The organism is Shinella zoogloeoides (assembly GCF_003574625.1).
In the GTDB taxonomy this organism is placed as follows: domain Bacteria; phylum Pseudomonadota; class Alphaproteobacteria; order Rhizobiales; family Rhizobiaceae; genus Shinella; species Shinella zoogloeoides_A.
Genome location: NZ_QNUJ01000013.1, coordinates 1 through 26,823 on the forward strand (window position 1 = coordinate 1; position 26,823 = coordinate 26,823).

29 protein-coding genes and 3 tRNA genes are annotated in these 26,823 nt (G+C 64.1%); 19 read left to right on the forward strand and 13 right to left on the reverse strand.

Annotated features, from left to right (window positions below; genetic code table 11):
- From DSD28_RS22270 to DSD28_RS22285, 4 genes are all read right to left on the reverse strand, one after another.
- The coding region (locus DSD28_RS22270; protein ID WP_162911514.1) for a GTP-binding protein at positions 1-119 on the reverse strand (119 nt) is incomplete at its 3' end.
- A 304-nt stretch (positions 120-423) separates the two neighbouring features.
- Entirely contained in the window at positions 424-789 is a 366-nt protein-coding gene (locus tag DSD28_RS22275; RefSeq protein WP_162911515.1) for a hypothetical protein, read from the reverse strand.
- Between the two features lie 156 nt (positions 790-945).
- Positions 946-1,019: transfer RNA gene (locus DSD28_RS22280), tRNA-Gly, on the reverse strand.
- Between the two features lie 26 nt (positions 1,020-1,045).
- Positions 1,046-1,130: transfer RNA gene (locus DSD28_RS22285), tRNA-Tyr, on the reverse strand.
- Positions 1,131-1,377: 247 nt separating this feature from the next.
- Between DSD28_RS22285 and rlmB the strand changes: the two genes are divergently transcribed.
- Positions 1,378-2,253 (forward strand): 23S rRNA (guanosine(2251)-2'-O)-methyltransferase RlmB, encoded by an 876-nt coding sequence (gene rlmB, locus DSD28_RS22290; protein ID WP_119258793.1) that lies wholly within the window; start codon positions 1,378-1,380, stop codon positions 2,251-2,253.
- Between the two features lie 71 nt (positions 2,254-2,324).
- On the opposite strand, the gene DSD28_RS22295 is transcribed toward rlmB, so the two are convergent.
- Positions 2,325-2,948 (reverse strand): FMN-dependent NADH-azoreductase, encoded by a 624-nt coding sequence (locus tag DSD28_RS22295; RefSeq protein WP_119258634.1) that lies wholly within the window; start codon positions 2,946-2,948, stop codon positions 2,325-2,327.
- A gap of 130 nt (positions 2,949-3,078) precedes the next feature.
- Between DSD28_RS22295 and DSD28_RS22300 the strand changes: the two genes are divergently transcribed.
- From DSD28_RS22300 to DSD28_RS22325, 8 genes are all read left to right on the forward strand, one after another.
- A complete protein-coding gene (locus DSD28_RS22300; RefSeq protein WP_119258635.1) occupies positions 3,079-4,026 on the forward strand; it encodes a LysR family transcriptional regulator in 948 nt (315 codons plus the stop codon).
- Between the two features lie 54 nt (positions 4,027-4,080).
- A tRNA-Thr gene (locus tag DSD28_RS22305) sits at positions 4,081-4,156 on the forward strand.
- A 794-nt stretch (positions 4,157-4,950) separates the two neighbouring features.
- Entirely contained in the window at positions 4,951-5,076 is a 126-nt protein-coding gene (locus DSD28_RS26420; RefSeq protein WP_281048115.1) for a hypothetical protein, read from the forward strand.
- 92 nt (positions 5,077-5,168) lie between these two features.
- Positions 5,169-5,336, forward strand: a complete 168-nt coding sequence (locus DSD28_RS26060; protein ID WP_162911516.1) for a hypothetical protein — start codon at positions 5,169-5,171, stop codon at positions 5,334-5,336.
- Positions 5,333-5,521 carry a hypothetical protein gene (locus DSD28_RS22310; RefSeq protein WP_119258636.1) on the forward strand — a complete coding sequence of 63 codons (189 nt, stop codon included), beginning with the start codon at positions 5,333-5,335 and terminating at the stop codon, positions 5,519-5,521. Before DSD28_RS26060 ends, DSD28_RS22310 begins: the two co-directional genes overlap by 4 nt.
- A gap of 202 nt (positions 5,522-5,723) precedes the next feature.
- Positions 5,724-5,915 (forward strand): hypothetical protein, encoded by a 192-nt coding sequence (locus DSD28_RS22315; protein WP_119258637.1) that lies wholly within the window; start codon positions 5,724-5,726, stop codon positions 5,913-5,915.
- 210 nt (positions 5,916-6,125) lie between these two features.
- Positions 6,126-6,899: an NAD kinase gene (locus DSD28_RS22320; RefSeq protein WP_119258638.1), complete on the forward strand. Its 774-nt coding sequence runs from the start codon at positions 6,126-6,128 to the stop codon at positions 6,897-6,899.
- 31 nt (positions 6,900-6,930) lie between these two features.
- Positions 6,931-7,395: a hypothetical protein gene (locus DSD28_RS22325; RefSeq protein WP_119258639.1), complete on the forward strand. Its 465-nt coding sequence runs from the start codon at positions 6,931-6,933 to the stop codon at positions 7,393-7,395.
- 46 nt (positions 7,396-7,441) lie between these two features.
- Here DSD28_RS22325 and prfB read toward each other — a convergent pair.
- The 3 genes from prfB to DSD28_RS22340 all read right to left on the reverse strand — a co-directional run bounded on the left by prfB (position 7,442) and on the right by DSD28_RS22340 (position 12,629).
- Positions 7,442-8,573 (reverse strand): peptide chain release factor 2 gene (gene prfB, locus DSD28_RS22330; RefSeq protein ID WP_119258640.1). Its coding sequence is split into 2 segments (ribosomal slippage): positions 7,442-8,503 and positions 8,505-8,573, totalling 1,131 coding nucleotides; the frame shifts between segments, so codons are not numbered across the junction.
- A gap of 100 nt (positions 8,574-8,673) precedes the next feature.
- Positions 8,674-11,124, reverse strand: a complete 2,451-nt coding sequence (locus DSD28_RS22335) for a penicillin-binding protein 1A (protein WP_119258641.1) — start codon at positions 11,122-11,124, stop codon at positions 8,674-8,676.
- A 284-nt stretch (positions 11,125-11,408) separates the two neighbouring features.
- Entirely contained in the window at positions 11,409-12,629 is a 1,221-nt protein-coding gene (locus DSD28_RS22340; protein ID WP_245424913.1) for an N-acetylmuramoyl-L-alanine amidase, read from the reverse strand.
- A 652-nt stretch (positions 12,630-13,281) separates the two neighbouring features.
- Here DSD28_RS22340 and DSD28_RS22345 point away from each other — a divergent pair.
- A complete protein-coding gene (locus DSD28_RS22345) occupies positions 13,282-16,140 on the forward strand; it encodes a ribonuclease E/G (protein WP_162911517.1) in 2,859 nt (952 codons plus the stop codon).
- Between the two features lie 128 nt (positions 16,141-16,268).
- Complete coding sequence (locus DSD28_RS22350; protein ID WP_119258643.1) at positions 16,269-17,033, forward strand: SDR family oxidoreductase; 765 nt, start codon at positions 16,269-16,271, stop codon at positions 17,031-17,033.
- A 74-nt stretch (positions 17,034-17,107) separates the two neighbouring features.
- Here the strand turns inward: DSD28_RS22350 and DSD28_RS22355 are convergent, their stop codons facing one another.
- Positions 17,108-18,247 carry a pyridoxal phosphate-dependent aminotransferase gene (locus DSD28_RS22355; RefSeq protein ID WP_119258644.1) on the reverse strand — a complete coding sequence of 380 codons (1,140 nt, stop codon included), beginning with the start codon at positions 18,245-18,247 and terminating at the stop codon, positions 17,108-17,110.
- A gap of 208 nt (positions 18,248-18,455) precedes the next feature.
- Here DSD28_RS22355 and DSD28_RS22360 point away from each other — a divergent pair, with 208 nt between their 5' ends.
- The 5 genes from DSD28_RS22360 (at position 18,456) to aat (ending at position 22,274) form a co-directional block, all read left to right on the forward strand.
- The gene (locus DSD28_RS22360) at positions 18,456-19,217 is read left to right on the forward strand and encodes a DsbA family protein (RefSeq protein ID WP_119258795.1); all 762 of its coding nucleotides are present in this window, start codon (positions 18,456-18,458) and stop codon (positions 19,215-19,217) included.
- A gap of 145 nt (positions 19,218-19,362) precedes the next feature.
- On the forward strand, positions 19,363-19,800 hold the full coding sequence (aroQ, locus tag DSD28_RS22365) for a type II 3-dehydroquinate dehydratase (protein ID WP_119258645.1): 438 nt from the start codon (positions 19,363-19,365) through the stop codon (positions 19,798-19,800).
- 22 nt (positions 19,801-19,822) lie between these two features.
- Entirely contained in the window at positions 19,823-20,287 is a 465-nt protein-coding gene (accB, locus tag DSD28_RS22370) for an acetyl-CoA carboxylase biotin carboxyl carrier protein (RefSeq protein WP_119258646.1), read from the forward strand.
- A 10-nt stretch (positions 20,288-20,297) separates the two neighbouring features.
- Entirely contained in the window at positions 20,298-21,644 is a 1,347-nt protein-coding gene (gene accC / locus DSD28_RS22375; protein WP_119258647.1) for an acetyl-CoA carboxylase biotin carboxylase subunit, read from the forward strand.
- Between the two features lie 15 nt (positions 21,645-21,659).
- Positions 21,660-22,274, forward strand: a complete 615-nt coding sequence (gene aat / locus DSD28_RS22380) for a leucyl/phenylalanyl-tRNA--protein transferase (protein ID WP_119258648.1) — start codon at positions 21,660-21,662, stop codon at positions 22,272-22,274.
- Between the two features lie 211 nt (positions 22,275-22,485).
- On the opposite strand, the gene DSD28_RS22385 is transcribed toward aat, so the two are convergent.
- The gene (locus tag DSD28_RS22385; protein WP_119258649.1) at positions 22,486-22,926 is read right to left on the reverse strand and encodes a DUF2155 domain-containing protein; all 441 of its coding nucleotides are present in this window, start codon (positions 22,924-22,926) and stop codon (positions 22,486-22,488) included.
- Positions 22,927-23,002: 76 nt separating this feature from the next.
- Positions 23,003-23,398 (reverse strand): NADH:ubiquinone oxidoreductase subunit NDUFA12, encoded by a 396-nt coding sequence (locus DSD28_RS22390; protein WP_119258796.1) that lies wholly within the window; start codon positions 23,396-23,398, stop codon positions 23,003-23,005.
- A gap of 376 nt (positions 23,399-23,774) precedes the next feature.
- On the opposite strand from DSD28_RS22390, the gene DSD28_RS22395 reads away from it, so the two are divergent.
- Genes DSD28_RS22395 through DSD28_RS22405 form a run of 3 tightly spaced genes read left to right on the forward strand, consistent with a single transcriptional unit; the run spans position 23,775 to position 24,588 of the window.
- Positions 23,775-24,020 carry a hypothetical protein gene (locus DSD28_RS22395; protein WP_119258650.1) on the forward strand — a complete coding sequence of 82 codons (246 nt, stop codon included), beginning with the start codon at positions 23,775-23,777 and terminating at the stop codon, positions 24,018-24,020.
- A 38-nt stretch (positions 24,021-24,058) separates the two neighbouring features.
- Positions 24,059-24,304 carry a hypothetical protein gene (locus DSD28_RS22400; RefSeq protein WP_119258651.1) on the forward strand — a complete coding sequence of 82 codons (246 nt, stop codon included), beginning with the start codon at positions 24,059-24,061 and terminating at the stop codon, positions 24,302-24,304.
- A gap of 38 nt (positions 24,305-24,342) precedes the next feature.
- Positions 24,343-24,588, forward strand: coding sequence for a hypothetical protein (locus DSD28_RS22405; RefSeq protein WP_119258652.1), 246 nt, complete (start codon positions 24,343-24,345; stop codon positions 24,586-24,588).
- 119 nt (positions 24,589-24,707) lie between these two features.
- On the opposite strand, the gene DSD28_RS22410 is transcribed toward DSD28_RS22405, so the two are convergent.
- Together DSD28_RS22410 and gatB are read right to left on the reverse strand one after the other, a co-directional pair.
- Complete coding sequence (locus DSD28_RS22410) at positions 24,708-25,202, reverse strand: GNAT family N-acetyltransferase (protein WP_119258653.1); 495 nt, start codon at positions 25,200-25,202, stop codon at positions 24,708-24,710.
- A 4-nt stretch (positions 25,203-25,206) separates the two neighbouring features.
- On the reverse strand, positions 25,207-26,709 hold the full coding sequence (gene gatB / locus DSD28_RS22415) for an Asp-tRNA(Asn)/Glu-tRNA(Gln) amidotransferase subunit GatB (RefSeq protein WP_119258654.1): 1,503 nt from the start codon (positions 26,707-26,709) through the stop codon (positions 25,207-25,209).
- Positions 26,710-26,823 lie beyond the last annotated feature (114 nt).

The following is a 26,823-nucleotide window of genomic DNA, read 5'->3' on the forward strand; positions in this document are numbered from 1 at the left end:
TTGAACTCGCCGAAGTACTTCGTGATCGCTGCAGTCGTCGACGTCTTGCCATGGTCAACGTGGCCGATCGTGCCGATGTTTACGTGAGGCTTGTTGCGCTCAAACTTACCTTTTGCCATGTCTTTTTCCTACTGAACGAAAGTTGGGCTAACCGGCCCGTCCGGTTTGGCAGGCGTTTAAGGCTTTCGCAACGAATGCGCAAGCCTTAAATGCACAGCGAAAACTGCGGGAAAGGAGCTTGGGAAAACCGGATTTGCCTTAGATCGGCATGCCGAATCGCTTTTTCAAGGCAAAGCGTTATGCCGAAACGCCGGCGCGCGGCGTCTCGGACATGAGGCAGGACATAATGGACGACGCACCCCGCCTCCCTTCGGCCGGCAAGGTACCCGTAACCCTGCCTTCAAGTCGGCCTTATCGCCGCCGCTAGATCTCGATCCCGGCTTTCCGGCAGAAATTCATCGTCAGCGCGGCTTTTCCTTCATCGCTGCCGACCCCGGTCACGGCGAAGGACGACTTCGGCGAGACGGTCAGGACGCCCATGAAGGGGAAGGCGCCGACATAGCCGCACACATTGATCACGCCATCGGGGCGGCGCGTCGCCTTCATCCGGTCGAGTTTGGCCGATGCCAGATCCTTGAGAGAACTTCGCACACCCGTCTCGACGACCTTCACGTCCGCCTGCGTCAGCGTGTAGGCGCTCGCCGAGGGCGCCGTTTCCTTTTGGGCGGTCTGGCCGCAGCCCGCAAGGGCTGCCGCCACGGCGACAACAACATAGGATTTCACATTCATGATGCTTCCCCCATCGCTCGCAAGGATCATGAGCCCAATCGGGGAAAGAGTCGAGTCGATCCTGCACGCCTGAATTTGCGGCCGGAAGGAGGAAGAAGGGAATGGGCAACAGGAGGTGCCCGAAAGACGCCCTCAACCTGCAAATGCCTGAAAATCTGGAGCGGGTAGCGGGAATCGAACCCGCGTATTCAGCTTGGAAGGCTGCTGCTCTACCATTGAGCTATACCCGCGGGGGTCTTGATCCGAAGCAACGGAATGGTGGAGGGAGTTGGATTTGAACCAACGTAGGCTGAGCCAACGGATTTACAGTCCGTCCCCTTTAACCACTCGGGCATCCCTCCATATTCCGTCGGGATCAAGCGACCAGTATCGACCGTTCGGCAGTGCCTTGCGGCGGCGCCTTCGATCTGGCGCGGTATATGACGGGCACAATTCATCCTGTCAACACGACGTCACGGAAAAAATTGCGAAAAATGTCGTCGTCCCCATGCGGGGCGTCCAGGCGCCCGCAATTGCTTCCTGCCCGATTTTTCGCGCGCCTTGCAAAACCGCTGCACACTTTTGCGCGACATGCATTATAGAAGCGGCATGAGCAAAGACGATACCGGCGGCAAGTCCGCAAAAGACACCCATTATGCCAAGCTCCGCCGGGCGCATCGCGACCAGCGGCGCGAGCGCGGCGAGATCCCGACGCCGAAGGACGACCGCCGCCGCCGGCAGGCGGAAGGCTGGAAGCCGCCGGCCGTCGCACCGGATCAGGTCCTCCTCTATGGCCTGCACACGGTGCGCGCGGCGCTCGACAATCCCGAGCGCCGGATCATCAAGCTTTCCGTCAGCCAGAACGCCGCCCAGCGGCTGGAGCTGCCGGACCTCTCCACCCTGCCCTATCCCGTCGAGACGGTGCTTCCGTCCGATCTCGACAAGGTGCTCGGGCCGGAAGCCATCCACCAGGGCGTGATGCTGGAAACGCGGCCGCTTCCCGTGCGCCGCCTCGAGGCGCTGAAGGATTCGCCGCTTCTCCTCGTGCTCGACCAGGTCACCGATCCGCACAATGTCGGCGCCATCATGCGCTCGGCCGTCGCCTTCAATGCCGGCGCCGTCATCACCACGCAGCGCCACTCCCCGACGGAATCCGGCGTGCTGGCGAAAACCGCCTCCGGCGCGCTGGAGCTCATTCCCTATATCCAGATCACCAATCTCTCGGATGCGCTGGAAGAGCTGCACAAGCTCGGCTTCCTGACCGTCGGCCTCGATTCGGAAGGCCCCGCCCCGCTGGAGGGCACGCTTTCCGGTCAGCGCATCGCGCTCGTCATGGGCTCGGAGGGCAAGGGCCTGCGGCAGAAGACGCGCGCGACCTGCAAGGCCCTCGCCCGCCTCGACATGCCCGGCGCCATCAAGTCGCTCAACGTGTCGAATGCGGCCGCCATCGCGCTCTACGCTTCGCATCGCCACCTGTTCGGCTGAACCGGTATTCCTGAATGCACAAAGGCCCGCCGGTGAAAGCCGGCGGGCCTTTGCGTTGAAACCGGTATCTCTTAGCTTGCGAGCCTCAGGTTACCGCGGCCGGAAATGACGCGCTCGGCTTCCGAAATGGCTTCGACCTTCGAATCGGCACTGAGGTTCAAGCCCTCGGCGCGAACGATTTCGATATCCGTGATACCGAAGAAGCCGAGCACGGTCTTCAGGTAGCTTTCCTGATGGTCCATGACCGCAGCCGGACCGGCGCTGTAGTGACCGCCGCGGGTGGAAACGATGATGACCTTCTTGCCCTTGGCAAGGCCTTCCGGGCCTTCCGCCGTGTAGCGGAACGTCTTGCCGGCAACGGCGACGCGGTCGATCCAGGCCTTGAGCTGGCTCGGCAGGGAGAAATTATACATCGGCACGCCGAGGACGATGGTATCGGCGGCGAGGAACTCGTCCAGCACGACCTTGCTCTCCTCGACCTCCGCGGCGACCTGCGCGTCGACCTCTTCCGGTTTGGCGTTGGCGGCCATCAGGTGGGCGCCGGAAAGATGCGGCAGCGGATTGGCGACGAGGTCGCGATAGGTGACGGTCGCGCCGGGCTGGTCGGCCTCGATCTGAGCGGCGACGGCAGCGGTCAGGCGGCGGGATACGGAATGGTCTCCGAGAATGCCGGAGTCGATATGGAGGACGTTCATGAGTCAGCACCTTTGCTTGAAATTCGATGCAACCCATATGCCCCGAAAACAATCACGCGATTAGACAGCAAAAATCCAATTGACTGTTTCAAATGAGAAACAATAATCGGGCAATGACCGGAGAAACGCCATGCAGGACCTGAATGATCTCGCGCTTTACGCCGCCGTGGTGCGGCACAAGGGCTTCACGGCGGCGGCCAATGCCCTGTCGGTGCCGAAATCGAAGATCAGCAAGCGCATCGCCGCGCTGGAGGAGCAGCTCGGCGTGCGGCTCATCGAGCGTTCCACGCGAAAACTCTCCATCACCGATATAGGCCAGTCCTTCTACGAGCGCTGCGAGGCGGTGCTGTCCGGCGTCGAGGCGGCCGAGGCCGTGGTCGCCGTCGCGAAGGCCGAGCCTGCGGGCACGGTGCGCCTGTCGATGCCGCCCGGCTTTGCGCCCGTCGTCGCCGATATCCTGCCGGGCTTCATGAAGCGCTATCCGCTGGTGCGCCTTTCGATCCTGACGACGGGGCGGCCGGTCGATCTCATCGAGGAGCGGATCGACGTGGCGCTGCGCGTGCGCGACAGCTACGACACCGACCAGTCGCTGATCGTGCGGCGCTTCGGCGGCACGCGCCGTTATCTCGCGGCAAGCCCGCGCTTCCTGGAGCGCCATGGCCCCATCGACCTCGACACGATCGGCCGCGTGCCGACCCTTTCCATGCAGGAGAACAATCCGCGCGCCATCTGGACGCTGTTCCACACAAACGGCGAGGTGCACGACGTCTCCCACTCGCCGGTGCTGACCTGCTCGGATTTCAGCGTGCTGGAACGGGCGACGATCGAGGGGATCGGCCTCGGGCTGTTGCCGGACATGATCGTCGAGCGCGGTTTTCGCACGGGCCTGCTGACGCCGGTGCTGCCGGACTGGACGAGCGCGGAATCGGCCGTCCACGCCGTCTTCACCTCGCGCCACGGCATGCTGCCCGCCGTGCGCGCCCTCATCGACCACCTCGCCGAAAACCTGCCGCGCTCCATGCAGCGCTGCCAGGAAATCGTGCCCCAGGCCGCCTCCGGCGGCGACTGGTCGATCTGAAACGGCCCTTTGCCCTTTACAGCGGCGGAGAATATGCTAACTCCCTCGCAGAGTGCCCTTATAGCTCAGTTGGTAGAGCACCTGATTTGTAATCAGGGGGTCCCGGGTTCGAGTCCTGGTGGGGGCACCACTTGTTTCTCCAAATCAATATTTTAGAGGTAATTCCGCAGTTCGCGATGCGGCATTCAAATATATGTCCGCGATTCCCTACTCCGCACGCCCGATAACGAAGGGCCGTGAACAGGTACCGGTCCGGGGAACAACATCGAGCTTGTCTCCGATCTTGTAACCATAACTCGGTGCGCCAATACCAACGACGACCCGACATACCACGCTCGTTCCCTTGGGTGTCCGTCGCGTGAATGAAAGTTCCGCGACGCTCACGGTGGAACCGCGAGACCTCGCTTCTTCCCAAACGTCCTCTATCGTCGCAACGACATGCTCCGCGTGCTTCACACGCCAAAAATATGCCCCTGCAAAGCCGGCAAAAAGGACAGCCGAACCAACCGTTGAGACAATCAAGACTGGAAGGGTATCCCGGTCTATTCCAACAAGGATCGGCACTGCGTGAACAACTCCGCTGACAACCCTCCCGAGCGTAGCCAAAGCCGAGCGGATTTCAACCTTTGCGGAGCTCACACCCTCTAGCACTATCAGCACAGTTTCCGGCTCGCTGCTGGCCAGAAGGGATCAGCAGGCATTCCGGGCTGGAAACGGTAGCGACCTCCGGGCTGCATCAATTTCCGCTCGATGCCTCCACGGTCGATTGTTTTCCTTCCGTTAAGCATTTTCCATCCCATTCATGAGCAAAATCTAAAATTAAATGGACTTCGCGCGCGGGAGGCCCCACCATGCGCCACGGGTCGGCCACATAGTCCGGACAGACCGTTTCGTCAGCGCATTCCTCCCGTTCCCGGGGTGCCCATGAGATACGTCATCGCCATCTTCGTCTTCGCCTGCGTCCTCGTCTGGGACTTCACGCAAAATCGTGGCGCCTATACACAGCAGGTCGTGCAGGACGCCGCCCATTTCGTTCGCACCACGCTTTGAGGCTCCCCTTCTCTTCCGATCGCCCTGCCGTCCTCGTCTCTTGACCTTTGTCGAAAGATAGAACATAACAAGAACATTCGGAGGATACGACGATGCGGAACGATACGCTCGAACGTGGAAATGCCATCCTGGAAGCCTGCCGGTCGCTGCGGGAGCGACAGATGCAGAACCGTCTCGAACTCCAGCGCAAGGCCGCGGCCGTCGCCAAGCCGCTTTATGTGCTGAAGAGCAAGAAGCAGTTGGAGCTGCGGCTGCAATGACCGTGCGGCAATCACCCGCCGGGCGCGAGGAGGCGGCCGAAATCCTCGCGCTTCACAACGGAAACGCGCTGGAAGCGCTGCGCACGATGATCGCCGAGCGCGACGCCGTCGAGGAGCGACTGGCCATTGCGACGATGATCATGACGCGCCGTTGCGACAGCCCGCGACACGGCCGGGGTGGCTAGGATTTCCGGGACATGCCGCGAACGGGCGATCCCTGCCGCAGATCGCGCGTCCGGCAGGCAGCTCCGCCGGCAGCGGCGCATTGCCGTGCGCCCTCACCTGTCCTATAGGCGTCTGTAGCTTGAACTCGGCGCCTTGGGGCGTCTGCCCTGCAATCGCTGCCGCTGGCGGCATGAAGCAGAGCGATCATACGGAGGAACGGACGTGGCGGCAGACAAGGAACCGGTTTCCAAGGTCACTGTGGAGAAGGACACCAAGGGGCGTTATTTCTTCGCGTTGACCTTTCGCGGCGTCACCTATCCGGTGAACGGTCCCTTCGCCAATCCGCTCCAGGCCGCTGCTGCTGGACAGACCATGCTAAAGCGTCTCGAGGCGCAGGCGGGCGGAAAATCCTGAGTGCGGCCTGCCGGCGGCACCCTTCCCTGGTATCCCTGTCATATTTTTCAGATGCGCATACCGTAAAGGCATGCGACAAAGGCCGGCCCGGGCAATTCCGGCAGGCGTGCGAGGCGCGTCTGCGGGAGGATCGCGCGGGCACAGGGAACTGTGGCTTGGAAAGCGGGCGGCGCCCGGACGAGGCTTTGCAGCGAGGATGCGGATCAGGGCATGACGCGTAATTTCACCTCCTTCTCCTTCGTGGCCTCGCAGGCCCCCGAAGCACAGGAAGCGCGCGACGAGCTGATCGCCATCTACGGCAATACGGACCCGGAAGAGGCCGACGTGATCGTGGCGCTCGGCGGCGACGGCTTCATGCTGCAGACGCTGCACACGACGATGAATTCCGGCAAGCCCGTCTACGGCATGAACCGCGGCTCGGTCGGGTTCCTGATGAACCGCTTCGACACGAAGGACCTTGCGGGGCGTATCGACGGCGCGGTGGAGAACGCCTTCCGCCCGCTGGAAATGACGACCGGCGATGCGAGCGGCCAGGAGCGCCGGGCGCTCGCCATCAACGAGGTCTATCTCTTCCGCCAGTCCTACCAGGCCGCCAAGCTGCGCGTCAGCATCGACGGGCGCGTGCGGCTGGAGGAGCTGATCTGCGACGGCCTCCTTCTGGCGACGCCGGCGGGCTCGACGGCCTACAACCTTTCCGCCCACGGCCCGATCCTGCCGCTGGAAGCGCCGCTCCTCGCCATGACGCCCGTCAGCGCCTTTCGGCCCCGCCGCTGGCGCGGTGCGCTGCTGCCCAACAAGGTGACGGTGGATATCGAGGTACTGGAGGCGGAAAAGCGCCCGGTCAATGCGGTCGCCGACAATACCGAGGTCAAATCCGTGACGACAGTGCGCATCGCCGAATCGATCGGCCTTTCCGCGCGCATCCTCTCCGATCCGGATCATTCCTGGTCCGACCGGATTCTCGCCGAACAATTCGATTACTGACGGTGCGACAGCATCAGGACAGGAGTTCGCCATGAGACGGCACCGGCTCGCCAGCGCCCTCGCCTTCCTCCTCCTCACCGGCTCCGCCGCCTTCGCCGCGGACGAGACGCCCGTTCCGGAAACCGTCACCTTCGTCGTGAGCACCGGCTTCTGGGAGGAGCCCGGCGAGGATGCTGCGGAGAGTGCGATGCGCCGCGGCTATTACAAACTCGCCGCCGTGCGCCAGCCGGACGGCACGGCGCAGGTCCATCTCCAGCAGATCGAGGCGACCGATGACGGCCCGAAGATCGCCTCCTCGACGGTCCTCGAGGAATTCTCGGCGCTGAAGCCTTACGTGACCGACATCCGCCCGGAGAACTCCTCCGGCATCACCGCCGAGCCCGGCCTCTTCGCCACTGTCTACCTGAAGACCGATCCCAAGGCCGCCGAGCCCGAAAGCTGGACCGTGCTGATCGACGATCTCGGCGAGATCAAGGTCGAGCGCGCGACGAACTGAAAACGGGCGCCGAAGCGCCCGTTTTCCATGTCATGTCCGGCAGATATCAGTTCAGGTCGTCGACGACCGCGTCCGCACCGCCATTGACGCGGTGGGCGAGCGCGGCTTCCATGAACTCGTCGATCTTGCCGTCGAGCACATCCGACGGAGCTGAACTTTCGACGCCGGTCCTGAGGTCCTTGACGAGCTGGTAGGGCTGCAGGACGTAGGAGCGGATCTGGTGGCCCCAGCCGATATCCGTCTTGGAGGCGGATTCGGCGTTGGCGGCGTCCTCGCGCTTCTTCAGCTCTGCCTCATAGAGACGGGCGCGCAGCATGTCCCACGCCTTGGCGCGGTTCTTGTGCTGCGAGCGTTCCTGCTGGCAGGCCACCACGATGCCGGTCGGGATATGCGTGATGCGCACGGCCGAGTCGGTCGTGTTGACGTGCTGGCCGCCAGCGCCCGACGAACGGTAGGTGTCGATGCGGCAGTCGCTTTCGTTCACCTCGATGTTGATCGTGTCGTCGACGACCGGGTAGACCCAGATCGACGAGAACGAGGTGTGGCGCCGCGCATTGCTGTCATAGGGCGAGATACGCACCAGGCGGTGCACGCCCGATTCGGTCTTGAGCCAGCCATAGGCATTGTGGCCCTTGACGAGCATCGTCGCGGACTTGATGCCGGCCTCTTCGCCGTCGTGGATTTCCAGCAGCTCGACCTTGTAGCCGGAGCGTTCCGCCCAGCGGGTGTACATGCGCAGGAGCATGTTCGCCCAGTCCTGGCTTTCCGTGCCGCCGGCGCCCGAATGCACTTCGAGATAGGTGTCGTTGCCGTCGGCCTCGCCCGAAAGCATGGCCTCGACCTGCTTGCGCGCGGCCTCGGTCTTCAGCACCTTCAGCGCATCCTCGGCGTCCTTGACGATCGAAGCGTCGCCCTCTTCCTCGCCGAGTTCGATCAGCTCGACATTGTCCCGGAGCTGCTGCTCGATGGCCTTCACGGCGTTGATGCCCTCGTCAAGCTGCTGGCGCTCGCGCATCAGCTTCTGGGCTTCCTGGGCATCGTTCCAGAGGCTGGGATCCTCTGCCTTGTTGTTCAACCAGTCCAGTCGTCTTACCGCCTGATCCCAGTCAAAGATGCCTCCTCAGCAGGCTTATGGCCTGCTTGATTTCGTCGACGATATTCTCGATTTCCGCGCGCATGTCCGTTTCTTCGATGCTTCAGGTTTCGGTGGCCCCGAAATAGAGAGGGCGGGCGCGGATGTAAAGCCCCGCGCCCGCCCTCGCAATTGGATCGGCTGGATCAGAACAGGCCGCCGCTGCCGCCCGTCACCGCCTGGTTGGCCTGCGGCGAGCTCTTCAGGATCTCGTCGGGCGTCGCATATTCGTCGCCGCCGATGACGGAGAAGACGTCGGCCGGGCCAGTGCCGGGCTTGAAGGCTTCCATGATCGTGTCCGGGTCGCCCTCATAGGCCTGCATGCCGGTCTTGCGGTTGACGGCGATGAACTTCATGCCCTCCGGCACGATGAACTTCGTCGGACGGGTGCCCTGGACGGCAGCCTGCATGAATTCGTTGAAGATCGGCGCGGAGAGCGATCCGCCGGTGCCGCCGCGGCCGAGCGGAGCCGGGCTGTCGAAGCCGATATAGAGGCCGGCCACGAGGTCCGGCGTATAGCCGACGAACCAGGCGTCCTTCTCGTCGTTGGTCGTGCCGGTCTTGCCGGCCGTCGGGCGGTCGAGCTTGATCTTGCCGGCTGCGGTGCCGCGCGTGACGACGCCTTCCATCATGGAGGTGATCTGGTAGGCGGTCATCGGGTCGAGCACCTGCTCGCGGTTGTCGACCAGTTCCGGCTCGGCCTGGTTTTCCCAGTCATTGGCGTTGCAGTTCTCGCAGGTGCGCTCCTCGTGGCGGAAGATCGTCTTGCCGTAGCGGTCCTGGATACGGTCGATCAGCGAGGGCTTGATCTGCTTGCCGCCGTTGGCGAGCACGGCATAGGCCGAGACCATGCGCATCACAGTCGTCTCGCCCGAGCCGAGCGACATGGCGAGAACGGGGAGCATCTTGTCGTAGATGCCGAAGCGCTCGGCATATTCGGCGACGAGGTTCATGCCCATGTCGTTTGCGAGGCGAACGGTCATCAGGTTGCGCGAGCGCTCGATGCCGAGGCGCAGCGTCGAGGGACCGGCCGAGCCGCCGCCGTAGTTCTGCGGGCGCCAGACCTGGCCGCCCGAGACCATCTCGAAGGGCGCGTCGAGAATCACCGAGGCCGGCGTATAGCCGTTGTCGAGCGCGGCGGCGTAGACGAAGGGCTTGAAGGACGAGCCCGGCTGGCGCATCGCCTGCGTCGCGCGGTTGAATTCCGACTGGCCGTAGGAGAAGCCGCCGACCATGGCGAGCACGCGGCCGGTATGCGGATCCATGGCGACGAGGCCGCCCTGAACCTTCGGCGGCTGGCGCAGGCGGTACGAATTGCCGGTCTCGGTCGGCTCGACATAGACGACGTCGCCGACCTCGAGGACCCCTGTCGGGGACTTCGCCGTCTTGCGGTCGCCCTTGGCGGAGCGATAGGCCCAGCTCATGTTCTTGGCCTCTATGCGGCCGGTCACGCGCTCGGCGACGACCTTGCCGGACGCCTCCTTGCTCGGCTGCAGGCCGATATCGGCGCCGCCGTCGTCGACGGCGAGGACCACCGCGAGCTTCCATTCCGGCACGTCGGAGAAGGCGTCGACCTTGGCGAGCGCCGGCCCCCAGTCGCCGCCGACCTCGATGGTCTTGACGGGACCGTGGAAGCCGCGGCGCTCGTCATAGCTCAGGAGGCCGTGCTGCAGCGCCTTGCGCGCCGCGACCTGGATGCGCGGGTCGAGCGAGGTGCGGACCGATAGGCCGCCTTCGTAAAGGGCGTTGTCGCCGTAGCGATCGATGATCTGGCGGCGGACTTCCTCCGAGAAATAGTCGGAGGCGAAGAGATAGGTGCCGCGGTGGCGCGGCGTGACGCCGAGCGGCTGGGCCTTCGCTTCCGCGCCGTCGCTCTGCGTGACGTAGCCGTTCTCGACCATGCGGTCGATCACCCAGTTGCGGCGCTCCAGCGCGGCGTCTGGATGGCGGAAGGGATGGTAGTTCGACGGGCCCTTCGGCAGGGAGGCAAGATAGGCGCTCTCGGCGATGGTCAGCTCGGTGACGGATTTGTCGAAATAGGTAAGCGCCGCGCCGGCGATGCCGTAGGAATTCAGGCCGAAGAAAATCTCGTTGAGGTAAAGCTCGAGAATGCGATCCTTGGAATAGGCCTGCTCGATGCGGAAGGAGAGGATCGCTTCCTTGACCTTGCGGTCCATGGTCTGGTCGGAGGACAGGAGGAAGTTCTTGGCGACCTGCTGCGTGATGGTGGAGGCGCCGACCGGACGGCGGCCAGAGCCCATGTTCTGCACGTTGACCACGATCGCGCGGAAGAGGCCGGTCACGTCGACGCCGGGATGCTGGTAGAAGTTCTTGTCTTCCGCCGAGAGGAAGGCAGCCTTCACGCGGTCGGGGATCGCCTGGATCGGCAGGTAGAGGCGGCGCTCGCGGGCATATTCGGCCATCAGCGCGCCGTTGCCGGCATGCACACGGGTCGTCACCGGCGGGGCGTAATTGTTCAAGACCTCATAATCGGGAAGATCCTTGGCCACACTTGCGAGATAGAGGGCGACCGCCCCCGCCACGCCGAGAAAGAACACGGCGCCAATCCCGAAGAAATATCCAATCAGTCTGATCATGAGCCAGTTACCGATGCCTTATGTCTTATAATGTCATCGGGCGATCCTGCCGCCCGGCCGAGCCGCCCCGGCCTCTTGTGCCGCGCCTTGCCTGTCGAAGACGAGTCGTCCCCATTTTTCCCGATCCCGTCTAGCGATCGGAATGTGAGGAAAATAGGGCTTACAGCATGCGCAGGGCCTTCGCCACCGCACAATGGCGGCCGCTGTCACTTTTCCGGCACAGGCCGATGCGGGCGAAAGTAGCATGCCTGCCCGCCCGCGTCTCGGCCATCCGCCGGCCAGGCTTAACCGCCGTTCGCGACGACGGTCGCCCGGTATTCCTCCACCGCGTTGGCGATAAGACCCGCCACCTTCTTCTGCCAGGCCGGATCGACCAGCAATTGCTCGTCCTCCTTGTTCGACAGGAAGCCGAGCTCCAGCAAGATCGAGGGCACGTCCGGCGCGGTCAGCACGCGGAAGCCGGCATGGCGGTGCGGATTGTTGATCAGCAGCACCTCGTCCTTGAACTTGCCGACGACACTCTCGGCGAGATTGATGGAGAAGGCCTGCGTCTCGCGGCGGGTGAGGTCCAGCAGGATGTCGGCCACCTCGGCCGGCTCGTCCACGAAGGCGATGCCGGCGATCTGGTCGGAAAGGTTCTCGCGCTCGGCAAGGCTTGCGGCGAGGCTGTCGGAGGCCTTGTCGGAGATCGTGTAGACCGTCGCGCCGCGGATGTCCTTCTGCTTCAGCGTATCGGCATGGATGGAGATGAGGAGATTCGCGCCCTCGCTGCGGGCAAGCTGCACGCGCTGGGAGAGCGACAGGAACTCGTCCTTGTCGCGCGTCAGGATGGCGCGTGTGCCGGGCAGCTTGTTCAGCGCCTCGGCAAGCTGATGGGCGAAGGCCAGCGTGACGTTCTTCTCCTCCGTCTTTGTGTTGGCCCCGCGCGCGCCGTTGTCGATGCCGCCGTGGCCGGCATCGACCGCGATGACGAAGGGGCCATCCGCCTTGCCGCCCGGCAGAATGACCGAAGGCTGCTCGCCGGCGGGGGCGGAAGCCTGCTGCCAGCTCTGCTTTTCCATCTGGCCCTGGAAGACCTCCCCGGTGACGATCGCCGTGTCGATGACGAGCCGGTAGCTCGCGGCCCCCTGCTCTTCCTGCACTTCCGCCAGCACCACGCCGACGGGGCGCGAGGCGGTCAGCACGATGCGGGAGCGGCCCTCTGCCATGGTGCCGTAGCGGATGTCGGAGAAGATGCCGCGCGCCTCCAGCTCGTCCGCCTTGATGCCGAAATCGGTCTCCGGCAGGTCGATCAGGACACGGTAGGGATTGGCGACATAGTGGACCTTGAAGTCCGGCTTGCGATCGAAATCGATGATGAGGCGCGTGCGGGCGTCATCGCCGGCGATGCGGGCGCCGAAAGCCAGCAGCGGCGCGGCAGAGGCCGGTGCGGCAAGTGCCGGCGACAGGATCGCAAGGCAGAGGGCAGCGGCAAGCGCGCCCGCCGCACGGCGGAAAAAACTCATTGTCGGAAGGTTCGGCATCACCACCTGCAGTCCGTTCAAACGCGTGGAAACCGCGCGATGCGGCGCTGGACAAGGCCTATAGATGCCCCCATATGGTTAACCGAAGCTTGCCGCGCGCACCCGTCGGCGGGTTCACGCACAGATCACGGCAAATCGATCAAGATTATGACGCTTTTGGCTTTTCCCTTGCCATTGTGACATATCCGCCATAAAAGCAAAATCAGGGAAAAAGAATTGACGGGATAGAATCGCTTAGAGCAGGCAGCCACTCCTTCGGGATCTTGGCGCCGAACCGGGCCTTCATCCGCCGTCGCGCTGCTTTTTCCCGGCCGATTAGATCGCGTAAACCGGCGGTGGCCGGAACAGTCAAGGTGGATTTCCACCGCACGCCCTTACCAAAGGGCATTTCATCGGACCGAACAGGTCTATGGCACTGGCATTCTCGTTGGACGTTGATGTTGTCACGGCGGATTTTATCAGAGGGTAACCAGCATCGGGGCGCATGCGTTCCGGCCTCCCTCCGTCCGCTTACCCCTCACCGGGGCCCGACGGGAACTTACTTATCCGGCGCATCCCTCTCCTCCCCCGGCCCATCCCTTTCAGGGATCGGCTCGCCGCCAGGATTGCGGCTGCGCCGAGGAGCTCAAATTACATGGCAGAGAAAATGCTTATCGACGCGTCTCACGCTGAGGAGACGCGGGTTGTCGTCGTACGCGGGAACCGCATAGAAGAATTCGACTTCGAATCCGAACACAAGAAGCAGATCCGCGGCAATATCTACCTTGCCAAGGTCACGCGCGTCGAACCGTCGCTCCAGGCGGCCTTCGTCGATTACGGCGGCAACCGCCACGGCTTCCTGGCCTTCGCCGAAATCCACCCGGATTACTACCAGATCCCCCTCGCCGATCGTCAGGCTCTCCTGAAGGCCGAGGCCGAGGAACATCGCCGCGACGACGATATCGAGCCGATCGAGACGGGCACGCGCGCCTCCGAGGAGAGCGAAGCACCGGCCGCGGTCGAGGTTGAGGCCGCCGCGGCCGTCGAAGAGACCGTAGCCGAAGCCCCGGCCGAGCCGGAAGTCGCCGAAGCCTCCGCCGATCTTGCCGCCGAGGAAGCGCCGGCCGAAAAGCCGAAGAAGCCCCGCCGCACCCGCAAGGCCAAGACGAAGACCGAAGAAGAAGCACCGGCCGCCGCGGAAGCCGCCGCTCCCAGCGAGGGCAGCGACGACGAGACGCCCGGCGGCGCGATGGCCATGGCCGTCGATACCGACGAGATCTCCGAGCCGGCCGAGCGCAAGCGTGGCCGTCGCCGCCGCGATGACGACGATGACGACGATCACAACGGTGAGGAAAAGGAAGTCATCGAATCCGTCGGCGCCGAAGACGCCATGGAAGAGGTGCCGGACCGTGTGCAGCGCAAGCCGCGCAAGCAGTACCGCATCCAGGAAGTCATCAAGCGTCGCCAGATCCTGCTCGTGCAGGTCGCCAAGGAAGAGCGCGGCAACAAGGGCGCGGCTCTCACCACGTACCTGTCGCTCGCCGGCCGCTACTCCGTCCTGATGCCGAACACGGCGCGCGGCGGCGGCATTTCCCGCAAGATCACCAACCTGCAGGACCGCAAGCGCCTGAAGGAAATCGCCCGCGACCTCGAGGTTCCGCAGGGCATGGGCGTGATCCTGCGCACCGCCGGCGCGAACCGCACCCGCGTCGAGGTCAAGCGCGACTTCGAATACCTGATGCGTCTTTGGGAGAACGTCCGCACGCTGACGCTCGCCTCCACCGCGCCCTGCCTCGTCTATGAGGAAGGCTCGCTCATCAAGCGCTCGATCCGCGACCTCTACAACAAGGACATCAGCGAGATCGTCGTTGCCGGCGAAGAAGGCTACCGCGAGGCGAAAGCCTTCATGAAGATGCTGATGCCGAGCCACGCGAAGGTCGTCCAGCCCTACCGCGACGTGCATCCGATCTTCTCGCGCTCGGGCATCGAAGCCCAGCTCGACCGCATGCTGCAGCCGCAGGTGACGCTGAAGTCCGGTGGCTACATCATCATCAACCAGACCGAGGCGCTCGTCTCGATCGACGTCAACTCCGGCCGTTCGACGCGCGAGCACTCCATCGAGGAGACCGCGCTCCAGACGAACCTGGAAGCGGCGGAAGAAGTGGCGCGCCAGCTCCGCCTGCGCGACCTTGCCGGCCTCGTCGTCATCGACTTCATCGACATGGAGGAGAAGCGCAACAACCGGGCCGTCGAGAAGCGTCTGAAGGACCATCTCAAGAACGACCGCGCGCGCATCCAGGTCGGCCGCATCTCGCATTTCGGCCTGCTCGAAATGTCGCGCCAGCGCATCCGCGCCTCGGTCCTCGAATCGACCATGCAGACCTGCCCGCACTGCAACGGCACGGGCCATATCCGCTCGCAGTCGTCGGTCGCGCTGCATGTCCTGCGCGGCATCGAGGAATATCTCCTCAAGAACACGACGCACGACATCACCGTCCGTACCACGCCGGACATCGCGCTCTACCTGCTCAATCACAAGCGCGGCACGATCATCGACTATGAGGCCCGCTTCGGCGTCGCCATCATCATCGAGGCCGATGCCCATGTCGGCGCGCAGCACTTCGCGATCGACCGCGGCGAGCCCGTCGAGAACCCGGTCAAGATCGAACAGCTCCTGCATTTCGAGCCGGAGCCGGAAGAAGACGACGTCGTGATCGAGGACGAGATCGACGAAGAGGAAGAAGACGCACGTCCCGCCGCTGCGGGCCAGGCTTCGCCGTCCGCCTCCTCCGACGAGAACGGCCGCAACAAGCGCAAGCGCCGCCGCCGCCGTCGCGGCCGCGGCCGCGAGAATGGCGAAGGCACCGATACGGCCTCCTTCGGCGGCGAACAGGCCGGCGACGAGGACGTCCTCGACGATGACGAGGCGGAAGGCGACGACGGCCAGGAAACCGCACAGGCCGATGCCGACGATTCGTCCGAGACGCGCCGCAAGCGCCGCCGCCGCGGCAAGCGCGGTGGCCGCCGCAACCGCCCCGAAGACGGCGTGGAAGCAGCAGCCGATGGCGACGACGCCGAAGGTGATGGCGAAAGCGACGAGGACGCGTCGGAAGATGCCGTCGCTGTCGAGGCCGAGGTAGACGTCGCCGCCGAGGAAGCGCCGGCCGAGCCGGTTGCCGAAGAGGCGCCCGCCAAGCCGAAGCGCGCGCGCCGCAGCCGTGCCAAGGCCGCAGCCGAAACGCCGGCCGACGAAGCTGCCCGTAGCGAGGTCGAGGCACAGCCCGCGCCGGTTCCGGCCGAGCCGGCAGCCGAAGCGACGCCGGTCGAACCGGAAGTCGAGACGGCCGCCGCCGATCTTGCCGAGCCGGCGAAGCCGGTCCGCGCGAACCGCGACATCAGCAACATCGCCTCCGAACCGGTGGTGAAGTCTTCAACCGCCAAGGAAGGCGCGCAGGAAGACGAGGCCGAAAAACCCAAGAAGGGCGGCTGGTGGCAACGCCGCGGCTTCTTCTAAGAGGCTGTCTGCATTACGGAATTGAAGAGGCCCGGTGAAAACCGGGCCTTTTTCTTGCGCGGGAATCGGGTGGTTGCGCCCTCCTCCTTCTGCGACATCGCTGTCGTCAGAACCAACAGGAGTTCCCCATGACACGCCTCGACGACAAGGTCGCCATCATCACCGGCGCAAGCTCCGGCATCGGCCGGGCCGCCGCGCTGCTTTTTACCCGGCAGGGTGCGAAGGTCGTGCTTTCGGCGCGCGGACGCGAACGGCTGGAAGCGGTCGCCGACGAAATCCGCGCGGCCGGCGGTTCGGTTGCAGCCATTGCCGGCGATGTGAGCGAGGAAGCGCATCACGAAGCGCTGGTCGAAGCCGCGCAGACGGAATTCGGCGGGCTCGACATCGCCTTCAACAATGCCGGCACGACGGGGCCGGTCGGCGCCCTGCCCGCGCTTTCCATGACGGAATGGCAGAAGGTGCTCGACGTCAACCTGACGAGCGGCTTCCTGGCCGCGAAGTACCAGCTTCCCGCCCTGGAGGCGCGCGGCGGCGGCAGCCTCGTCTTCACCTCCACCTTCGTCGGCTATACGGCCGGCTTTCCGGGGCTGGCGGCCTATGCCGCCTCGAAGTCCGGCCTCATCGGCCTCGTGCAGGTGCTCGCCTCGGAATATGGCCGCAAGGGTATCCGCGTGAATGCGCTGCTGCCCGGCGCGACGGATACGCCCATGGGCCGCGAAGTGGCCAATACGCCCGAGGCGCTGCAATTCGTCGCCGGCCTCAACGCCTTCAAGCGCATTGCCGCGCCGGAAGAAATCGCGGAAGCGGCGCTGTTCCTCTGCTCGCCGGCCTCCAGCTTCACGACCGGCACGGCGATGCTCGTCGACGGCGGCGTGTCGATCAACCGCGTCTGAGAAAGTGATTCAGGTGCCTGAAAGATCGAATCCGCTTGCGGGCGCAAGCCATTGAAGCGGAATCGCTTTCAGCCTCACGCGAGCCAGCGCGCGAGGCGGTCGACCGCCTCGCTCATCTCCTCGAAGGAGCCGGCATAGGAAAAGCGCATGGTGTGGTGGCCGTCGCGCGGATCGAAATCGATGCCGGGCGTCGCGGCCACATCCGTCTCGGCCAGCATGCGGCGGGCGAAGGCCATGCTGTCATTGGTGAAGCGGCTGACATCGACATAGGCATAGAAGGCGCCGTCCATCGGCGAGGCGATGGAGAAGCCGAGTTGCGGCAGGCGCTCGACGAGGAAATCGCGGTTCACGCGGTAGGCATCGCGATAGACGTTCAGTTCCGCCTCCGCGCCGAGCGCGGCTTCCGCCGCGATCTGCGACAGTTCCGGCGCGGAGATGTAGAGGCTCTGCGCGATGCGCTCGACCGGGCGCACCAGCTTTTCCGGCAGCACCATCCAGCCGATCCGCCAGCCGGTCATGCAATAGTATTTCGAGAAGGAGTTGATGATCACCGCCTCCTCGCCGAATTCCAGCGCCGTCGCTTCTTCGCCGACGAAGGTGAGGCCGTGATAGATCTCGTCCGAGATGAAGGCGATGCCGTTGTCCCGGCAATAGGCGGACAAAGCCGCGAGATTGGCGCGGCCGGTCACCGTGCCTGTCGGATTGGCCGGGCTGGCCAGCAGAACGCCGTCGATGCGGCCCGCCGCCGACAGCGCCTCAGGCGTCAGCGTGAAGCCGTTCTCGGCGCTCACCTCGATCTCCACCGTCTCGATGCCGAGCGCGGCGAGGATGTTGCGGTAGGCCGGATAGCCGGGCCGCGCGATGGCGACGCGGTCGCCCGCATCGAACAGCGCGAGGAAGGCGAGGTTGAAGCCGGCGGAGGAGCCCGTGGTGATGGCGATGCGGCCGGGATCGACCGTAACGCCGTGGCGGGTCCGGTAGAAATCCGCAATGGCCTGCCGCAGCGAAAGAAGGCCCAGCGCATCCGTATAACCGATGCGGCCGATCTCCAGCGCCCGGCGCGCAGCCTCTCGGGCGGCCTGCGGCGCGGGATGGACGGGCTGGCCGACGGCCATCGAGATCACCGGCCGGCCGGCCGCGCGGCGCTTCGTCGCCTCGGCGAGCACGTCCATGGCGTGAAAGGGTTCGACTGCACCGCGGCGGGAGAGTTTCATGGGTTTTGCTTCCGGTTGGTGGGATGCGGCCTTCCTGCCGCAAGATGCCGGCCTTCACAATCCCGCGAGGGCCGAAAATCCGCCGCTTTTGCCCTATCGTTTGCATGCCGCCCGCCATAAGGTCGTTGAAAGCGCTGCGCAGCGCATTGACGCGCGGGTGCCGCCAATGGCACTTCTCCGGCGCATCAAGGACGAGGACAGGACAGACATGACATTCCAGACGAAGCTCGCGGCCACCGTCGCTCTCACCATCGCGGTCGCAGCCCCCCTTCCCGCTCTCGCCCTCGACGACGCGCAGAAGAAGGAGATGGGCGAGTTCATCAAGGAATATCTCGTCGAGAATCCGGAAATCCTGCTCGACGTGCAGGAAGCCCTGCAGAAGAAGCAGGAAGCGCAGCAGCAGGCCAAGGCCCAGTCCGCCATCACCGACAACGAAAAGGCGATCTTCTCCTCGCCCTACGACATCGCGCTCGGCAATCCGAAGGGCGACGTCACCATCGTCGAGTTCTTCGACTACAATTGCGGCTACTGCAAGCGGGCCCTTTCCGACATGGACGAGCTGCTGAAGGAGGACAAGAACATCCGCTTCGTTCTCAAGGAACTGCCGATCCTCGGCCCCGATTCGCTTGCCGCCCACAAGGTGAGCGCCGCCTTCCGCGATCTCGCGCCGGAAAAGTACGGCGAATTCCACCGTGCCTTGCTCGGCGGCGAAGGCCGCGCGACGGAGGAGAGCGCCATTGCGCTTGCCGCCAGCATGGGCGTTCTGGAAGCCGATATCCGCAAGACCATGACCGAAAAGCCGCATGACGACGCGGTGCGCCAGGCCTATTCGCTGGCCAACGACCTCGGCATCACCGGCACGCCCTCCTACGTGCTCGGCCAGGAAATGGTGTTCGGCGCGGTCGGCGTGGACGACCTGAAGGAAAAGATCGCCAATGTCCGCGCCTGCGGCAAGGCGAACTGCTCGTAAGCGCCATTTTCTCGCCATGCTGGCCGTGTTGAGCCTTTGGCTTGTGGACACGCCCTTTCGACCGGCAAAGCCCCTTCCCTTGGGGCTTTCCTCACGCAAACCGCCGGTCTATAGGTAAATCTCTATCCAGCATGCGGAATTGCGAATGGCTTTACCCCTTTTCGTGCTCAACGGCCCCAACCTGAACGCACTCGGCAAACGCGAGCCCGGTATCTATGGCGGCCAGACGCTCGCCGATATCGAGGCTCTCTGCAAGGCCGAGGGCGAGACGCTGGGCTTTGCCGTCGATTTCCGCCAGTCCAACCATGAAGGCGATCTGGTCGACTGGATCCATGAGGCCGGCGATGTCGCTGCCGGCGTCGCCATCAACGCCGGTGCCTATACCCACACCTCGATCGCGCTGCACGACGCCATCCGCGCCGTGAAGGTCCCGGTCGTCGAACTGCACCTTTCCAACGTGCATGCCCGCGAGGAATTCCGCCACAAATCGATGATTGCGCCCGCCGTGAAGGGCGTCATCTGCGGTTTCGGTGCGCATAGCTATGTCCTCGCGCTCCATGCGCTGTCATCCATCACGAAATAAGAAGAACCAGAGGCTCACTTCCATGGCTGAAAAGAAACACGGCATCGATCAGGCTCTGATCCGCGATCTCGCCAACATCCTCAACGAGACGGACCTGACGGAGATCGAAGTGGAGCAGGACGACCTGCGCATCCGCGTCTCGCGCGCCGGCACGCCGCAATATGTCCAGGCGCCGATCGCCGCCCCCGTTGCCGCCAGCGCAGCGCCCGCACCGGTCGCCGCAGCAGCCGCGCCCGCCGATGCCCGCAGCAACAAGAACGCCGTGACCGCGCCGATGGTGGGCACCGCCTATCTTTCGCCCGCCCCGGGCGCCCGCCCCTTCATCGAAGTCGGCGCGAGCGTCAAGGAAGGCCAGACCATCCTCATCATCGAAGCCATGAAGACGATGAACCAGATCCCCGCGCCACGCTCGGGCAAGGTCACCGAAATCCTCGTCTCGGATGCAAGCCCGGTCGAATATGGCGAACCGCTGATCGTCATCGAATAAGGCGGATCCCATGATCTCCAAAGTCCTCATTGCCAACCGCGGCGAAATCGCCCTTCGCGTCCTTCGGGCGTGCAAGGAGCTGGGCATCGCCACGGTCGCCGTGCATTCGACGGCCGACGCCGACGCCATGCATGTGCGCCTTGCCGACGAGAGCGTGTGCATCGGCCCGCCGCCCTCGCGCGAAAGCTACCTGAACATCCACCAGATCGTCGCCGCCTGCGAGATCACCGGCGCAGACGCCGTGCATCCGGGCTACGGCTTCCTGTCGGAGAACGCCAAGTTCGCGGAAATCCTCGACGCGCACGGCATCACCTTCATCGGCCCGACGGCGGAACATATCCGCATCATGGGCGACAAGATCACCGCCAAGCAGACGGCGCAGGAACTCGGCATTCCCGTCGTTCCCGGCTCCGACGGCGAGGTGAAGCCGGAGAACGCGCTGGAAGTCGCCCGTCAGATCGGCTTCCCCGTGCTCATCAAGGCCACCGCCGGCGGCGGCGGACGCGGCATGAAGGTCGCCAAGACCGAGGCCGACCTTGAAGAGGCCGTCTCGACCGCGCGTTCCGAGGCGCTCGCCGCCTTCGGCAACGACGCCGTCTACATGGAAAAGTACCTCGGCAAGCCGCGCCATATCGAAATCCAGGTCGTCGGCGACGGCATGGGCAACGCGGTGCACCTCGGCGAGCGCGACTGCTCCCTGCAGCGCCGCCACCAGAAGGTCTGGGAAGAAGCCAATTCCCCGGCCCTCAATATCGAGCAGCGCATGAAGATCGGCCAGATCTGCGCCGACGCCATGAAGAAGCTGAAATACCGCGGCGCCGGCACGGTCGAGTTCCTCTACGAGAACGGCGAGTTCTATTTCATCGAGATGAACACGCGTCTTCAGGTAGAGCATCCGATCACCGAGGCGATCACCGGCATCGACCTCGTGCACGAGCAGATCCGCGTCGCCTCCGGCGCCGGTCTTTCGGTCAGCCAGGAAGACATCGTCTTCTCGGGTCATGCCATCGAGTGCCGCATCAATGCCGAAGACCCGCGTACCTTCGTTCCCTCGCCGGGCACGATCACGCATTTCCATGCGCCGGGCGGTCTGGGTGTTCGCGTCGATTCGGGCGCCTATCAGGGCTACAAGATCCCGCCCTACTACGACAGCCTGATCGGCAAGCTGATCGTGCATGGCCGCACCCGCGTCGAATGCATGATGCGCCTGCGCCGCGTTCTGGACGAGTTCGTCATCGACGGCATCAAGACGACGCTGCCGCTCTTCCAGGACCTGATCGGCAATCAGGACATCGCCAACGGCGACTATGACATCCACTGGCTGGAAAACTACCTGGCCAGCAAGACCGACGCCTGAGGGGCGTCGGCTCTGATGGCAGGGCGTCGCAGAAAGCACCCGGAGATCACCCCGGAACTGCTGCTGCGCGCCTATTCCATCGGGCTTTTCCCGATGGCCGATTCGGCAGACGACCCGGAGCTCTTCTGGGTCGAGCCGGATATGCGGGGCGTCCTCCCCCTCGACGGATTCCACGTCTCGCGCAGCCTCGCCAAGACGATCCGCAAGAACCCCTTCGACATCCGTTTCGATACCGCCTTCGACGCTGTCGTCGCTGCCTGTGCGGAGGCCGCGCCCGACCGGCCCTCCACCTGGATCAACGCCAAGATCAAGTCGCTCTACGGCACCCTGCACCGCATGGGCCATGCGCATTGCGTGGAAGCGTGGGAGGGCGACCAGCTCGTCGGCGGCCTCTACGGCGTCTCGCTGGGTGCGGCCTTCTTCGGGGAAAGCATGTTCTCACGCCGCACGGATGCCTCGAAGGTTTGCCTCGTGGCGCTGGTGGAGCGGCTGAAGGCAAACGGCTTCCGCCTGCTCGACACGCAGTTCACCACCGAGCACCTCAAGACATTCGGCGCGATCGACGTGCCGAAGATCGAGTATGAGGACATGCTGGCGAACGCGCTGGCCTCGCCGCACCTGCCGTTCTGACCGCCCCTCATCCGGCCTGCCGGCCACCTTCTCCCCGCAAGCGGGGCGAAGGAAATTTGCGGGTCCGGTTTCCCACTTCCATTGCCGTCATTGCTCTACAAGAAAGCGTCCGTTGAACTGGAAACAGTGCGGCATATCCCTTCGCCCCGCAGCCAAGGAGAAGGTGGCCGGCAGGCCGGATGAGGGGCGATGCGGCCGAAGCGGCCCCGGCCTACTTGCCATCCGGCGGCGGGACGTCCGACTTCGTCTTGCACTCGGTGAGCCAGACGTCATAGACGGGGTGCTCCACCGCGTTGAGACCGGGGCTGTCGGCGAACATCCAGCCGGTGAAGATGCGGCGAATCTTGCGGTCGAGGGTGATCTCGTCGACCTCGACGAAGGAGGTGATCTTCTGCGCTTCCGTATCGTCGCGGCTGTAGCAGACCTTCGGCGTCACCTGCAGCGCGCCGAACTGCACGGTCTCGCCGATATAGACGTCGAAGCTGGTGATGCGGCCGGTGATCTTGTCGATGCCGGAAAATGTGGCGACGGGGTTTTCGATACGCGCGGCGCTGGCCGCGACGGGCGCCATGACGAGACCTGCGGTCGCCGCTGCAAGCGCGACCGAAAGGAACCGCCCTGCGGCGCCTGCCCGTGAAAACCCTGCTGTCATCGATGCCGTCTCCTGCGATCCGAACCGGCCGTCGCCGGTCGCTTCGAGCTACCGGCGAAATGTGGCCAAATCGGTATCAGTTGCCCGGCGTCCAGGCGTCGTAGTCGCCCGTCACGCGCGGACGCTCGCCGGCAGCGGCAAGTGAGCCCGGCGGACGATAGGCCTGCGAGGTGCCGGTCGGGTTCGGGCGGTGCAACTTCTGCCATTCGCGCGCCTTGTATTCCTCGTCAGCCGGGGAAACGTCGGTGCGGTGGTGCATCCAGCCGTGCCAGCCGGCCGGGATGGCGGAGGCGTCGGCATAGCCGTTATAGATCACCCAGCGGCGCGTGCGGCCTTCGGAATCCTTGCCGCCCTGATAGTAGACATTGCCGAATTCGTCCTGGCCGACCCGGGTGCCGAAGCGCCAGGTATGGAAACGGGTGCCGATCGTCTGACCGTTCCACCAGGTGAAAATCTGCTTGAGAAGGTTCATGGGCTGGCGTCCTTGGCAGGGCCATGCCGGAAGCGCGGCCCGCGACTGATATTTCCTCAGCTTATGGCGCGCCATAGCCGAAATGTCCAGCGATTCCGACGGCTTCCCACCTGCCTTTTCGACACGCCCGCCGTCGCAACCGACGCCCGTCCCTCGGGTCGTTTACAGGCAGCCGAAAGATGTCGGAATGCCTGCAGCGCTTTTCAAGGGCAATCGCGTTTTCGTGATAAACAATTGAAATGCCGTTCTTTTTTTATGAACACAGCGGTCATAATTTTTGCACTAGTAACCATTTAATGAGGGCCCTACATGTTAATCATCGAAGCGGACATCATGTCGCTTCGGCAAGCTCAACGAAGCAAACAAGGTGATTAACATGAAAAAGATCGCTCTTTCCGTCGCCGCCCTCGCCCTTCTCGCAGCAGGCTCGGCATCGGCCGCATCCGTCAGCGGCATCGTGCAGGACTACAATGCCCGCACCGGCGTCATCTCCTTCCAGGACGGCAAGACCGTGACCCTGCCGAACAGCGTTCCGGTCCCGGCAAACCTCGCTTCCGGCACGTCCGTCAGCGTCCTGCTCAACTCGGACAACAACCAGCCCCGCGCCGTTCTGACCCGCTGAGCCCTCCCAAGCACAACACAGCAAAAAGGAAACTGAAAATGAAAACGATCGCTCTCTCCGTCGCTGCCCTCGCCGTCCTCGCAGCAGGCTCGGCATCGGCCGCATCCGTCAGCGGCGTCGTGCAGGACTACAATGCCCGCACCGGCGTCATCTCCTTCCAGGACGGCAAGACCGTCACCCTGCCGAACAGCGTTCCGGTTCCGGCAAACCTGACTTCCGGCGCCATCGCCGATGTCCTGCTCAACTCGGACAACAACCAGCCCCGCGCCGTACTGACCCGCTGAGCCCTCCCAAGCACAACACAGCAAAAAGGAAACTGAAAATGAAAACGATCGCTCTCTCCGTCGCAGCCCTCGCCCTTCTCGCAGCAGGCTCGGCATCGGCCGCATCCGTCAGCGGCATCGTGCAGGACTACAATGCCCGCACCGGCGTCATCTCCTTCCAGGACGGCAAGACCGTGACCCTGCCGAACAGCGTTCCGGTTCCGGCGAACCTCGCTTCCGGCACGTCCGTCAGCGTCCTGCTCAACTCGGACAACAACCAGCCCCGCGCCGTTCTGACCCGCTGATACCTTGGAATATCGCTACTTTGCAGAAGCGGCCCGCCACCCGAAAGGACGGCGGGCCTTCGTGTATCTGACGCCCGGACGATCCGACGAAAGCCGGCGGCCTCCTTGCCGAAACCGCCCTAGAAGTCGAGCCGTTTTTCCAGAACGAGCGTGGGAAGTCCCAGCGCGCCGCCTTCCGTCGCTTCGCCGATCTTTTCGAAGCCCAGCCGCTCATAGAATGAAATGGCAGCGCCGTTGCGCGGCTCGACATGAAGCCGCATGTATTCGGCATCGGGAAAGCAGGTTTCGAGCTCGGCGAACATGTCGCGGCCGATGCCCTGGCGCTGATAGCGCGGCAACACGTAGAGCTGGCGCAGGAAGGCCGTCTTCGGCCGGTCCTTCAGCATGGCAACATAGCCCATGCCGGCCAGCTCCTTGCCGTTGTCTGCGACGACGAACTCGCTGTCCTTGCGTTCCAGCTTGGTCTTGAGCGCCGGCACGGAATGCCAGTGCGCGGTGATCTCGCTGACCTTGTCGGCACCGTAGAGCGCGTCATAGGTCGCATGCCACGTCTCGGCCAGAAGCACGCTGACCTTCGCCAGATCGCGCTCGGAGGCCGTGCGGACGAAAAACACCGGATTATTCCTCGATGCCGAGCTTGGCCTTGACCAGCGCCTGCACGGCCTGCGGATTGGCCTTGCCGCCCGTCGCCTTCATCACCTGGCCGACGAACCAGCCGGCGAGCGTCGGCTTGGCCTTGACCTTCTCGACCTGATCCGGGTTCGCGGCGATGATCTCGTCAACGGCCTTCTCGATGGCGCCGGTATCGGTCACCTGCTTGAGGCCGCGCGCCTCGACGATCTCGGCTGGGTTGCCGCCCTCGTTCCAGACGATCTCGAAGAGGTCCTTGGCGATCTTGCCGGAGATGGTGCCGTCCTTGATGAGATCGATGATGCCGCCGAGCTGGGCGGGCGAAACCGGAGTCTCTTCAATGGCTTTGCCGTCCTTGTTCAAGGCGCCCAGCAAGTCGTTGATGACCCAGTTCGCGGCGATCTTGCCGTCGCGGCCGGCGGCCACGGCCTCGTAATAGTCGGCGATCGCCTTTTCCGAGACGAGCACCGAGGCGTCGTAGACGGAAAGGCCGAGATCCTTGACGAAGCGGATCTTCTTGTCGTCCGGCAGTTCCGGGAGGTCGGCAAGCAGCGCGCCGACGAATTCGTTGTCGAATTCGAGCGGCAGCAGGTCCGGGTCGGGGAAATAGCGATAGTCGTGCGCGTCTTCCTTCGAGCGCATGGAGCGCGTCTCGCCCTTGCCGGGATCGAAGAGGCGGGTTTCCTGGTCGATGCTGCCGCCATCCTCCAGAATGCCGATCTGGCGGCGGGCCTCATATTCAATGGCCTGGCCGATGAAGCGGATGGAGTTGACGTTCTTGATCTCGCAGCGCGTGCCGAAGGCTTCGCCCGGGCGGCGCACGGAGACGTTGACGTCGGCGCGCATGGAACCCTCGTCCATGTTGCCGTCGCAGGTGCCGAGATAGCGCACGATGGAGCGCAGCTTCGTCATATAGGCCTTGGCTTCGTCCGACGAGCGCATGTCCGGCTTGGAGACGATCTCCATCAGCGCGACGCCCGAGCGGTTGAGGTCGACATAGGACATGGTCGGATGCTGGTCATGCATCGACTTTCCGGCATCCTGCTCGAGATGCAGGCGCTCGATGCCGATCTCGATATCCTCGAAATTGCCCTGGCGGTCCGGGCCGAGCGAGATGGTGATCTTGCCCTCGCCGACGATCGGATCCTTGAACTGCGAGATCTGGTAGCCCTGCGGCAGGTCCGGATAGAAGTAGTTCTTGCGGTCGAAGATCGAGCGATGGTTGATCTGCGCCTTCAGGCCGAGGCCCGTGCGCACCGCCTGCCTGACGCATTCCTCGTTGATGACCGGCAGCATGCCGGGCATGGCGGCATCGACCAGCGAGACGTTGGCATTCGGCGCCTTGCCGAATTCGGTCGACGCGCCGGAGAAGAGCTTGGAATTGGAAAGGACCTGCGCGTGCACCTCCATGCCGATGATGACTTCCCAGTCGCCGGTGGCGCCGGGGATCAAGCGTTTAGGATCGGGGGTGCGGACGTCGACGAGGGTCATTGCAGGCTCTTTTTGTGGTGTCTTCGGTGCTGTCTCGGTAGAACATATGGGCAGGCGGCGCAAGGTTTTCAGCGGGTGCCGTTCACCCTCGTTAGCCAAGCCGCAAGGATGATC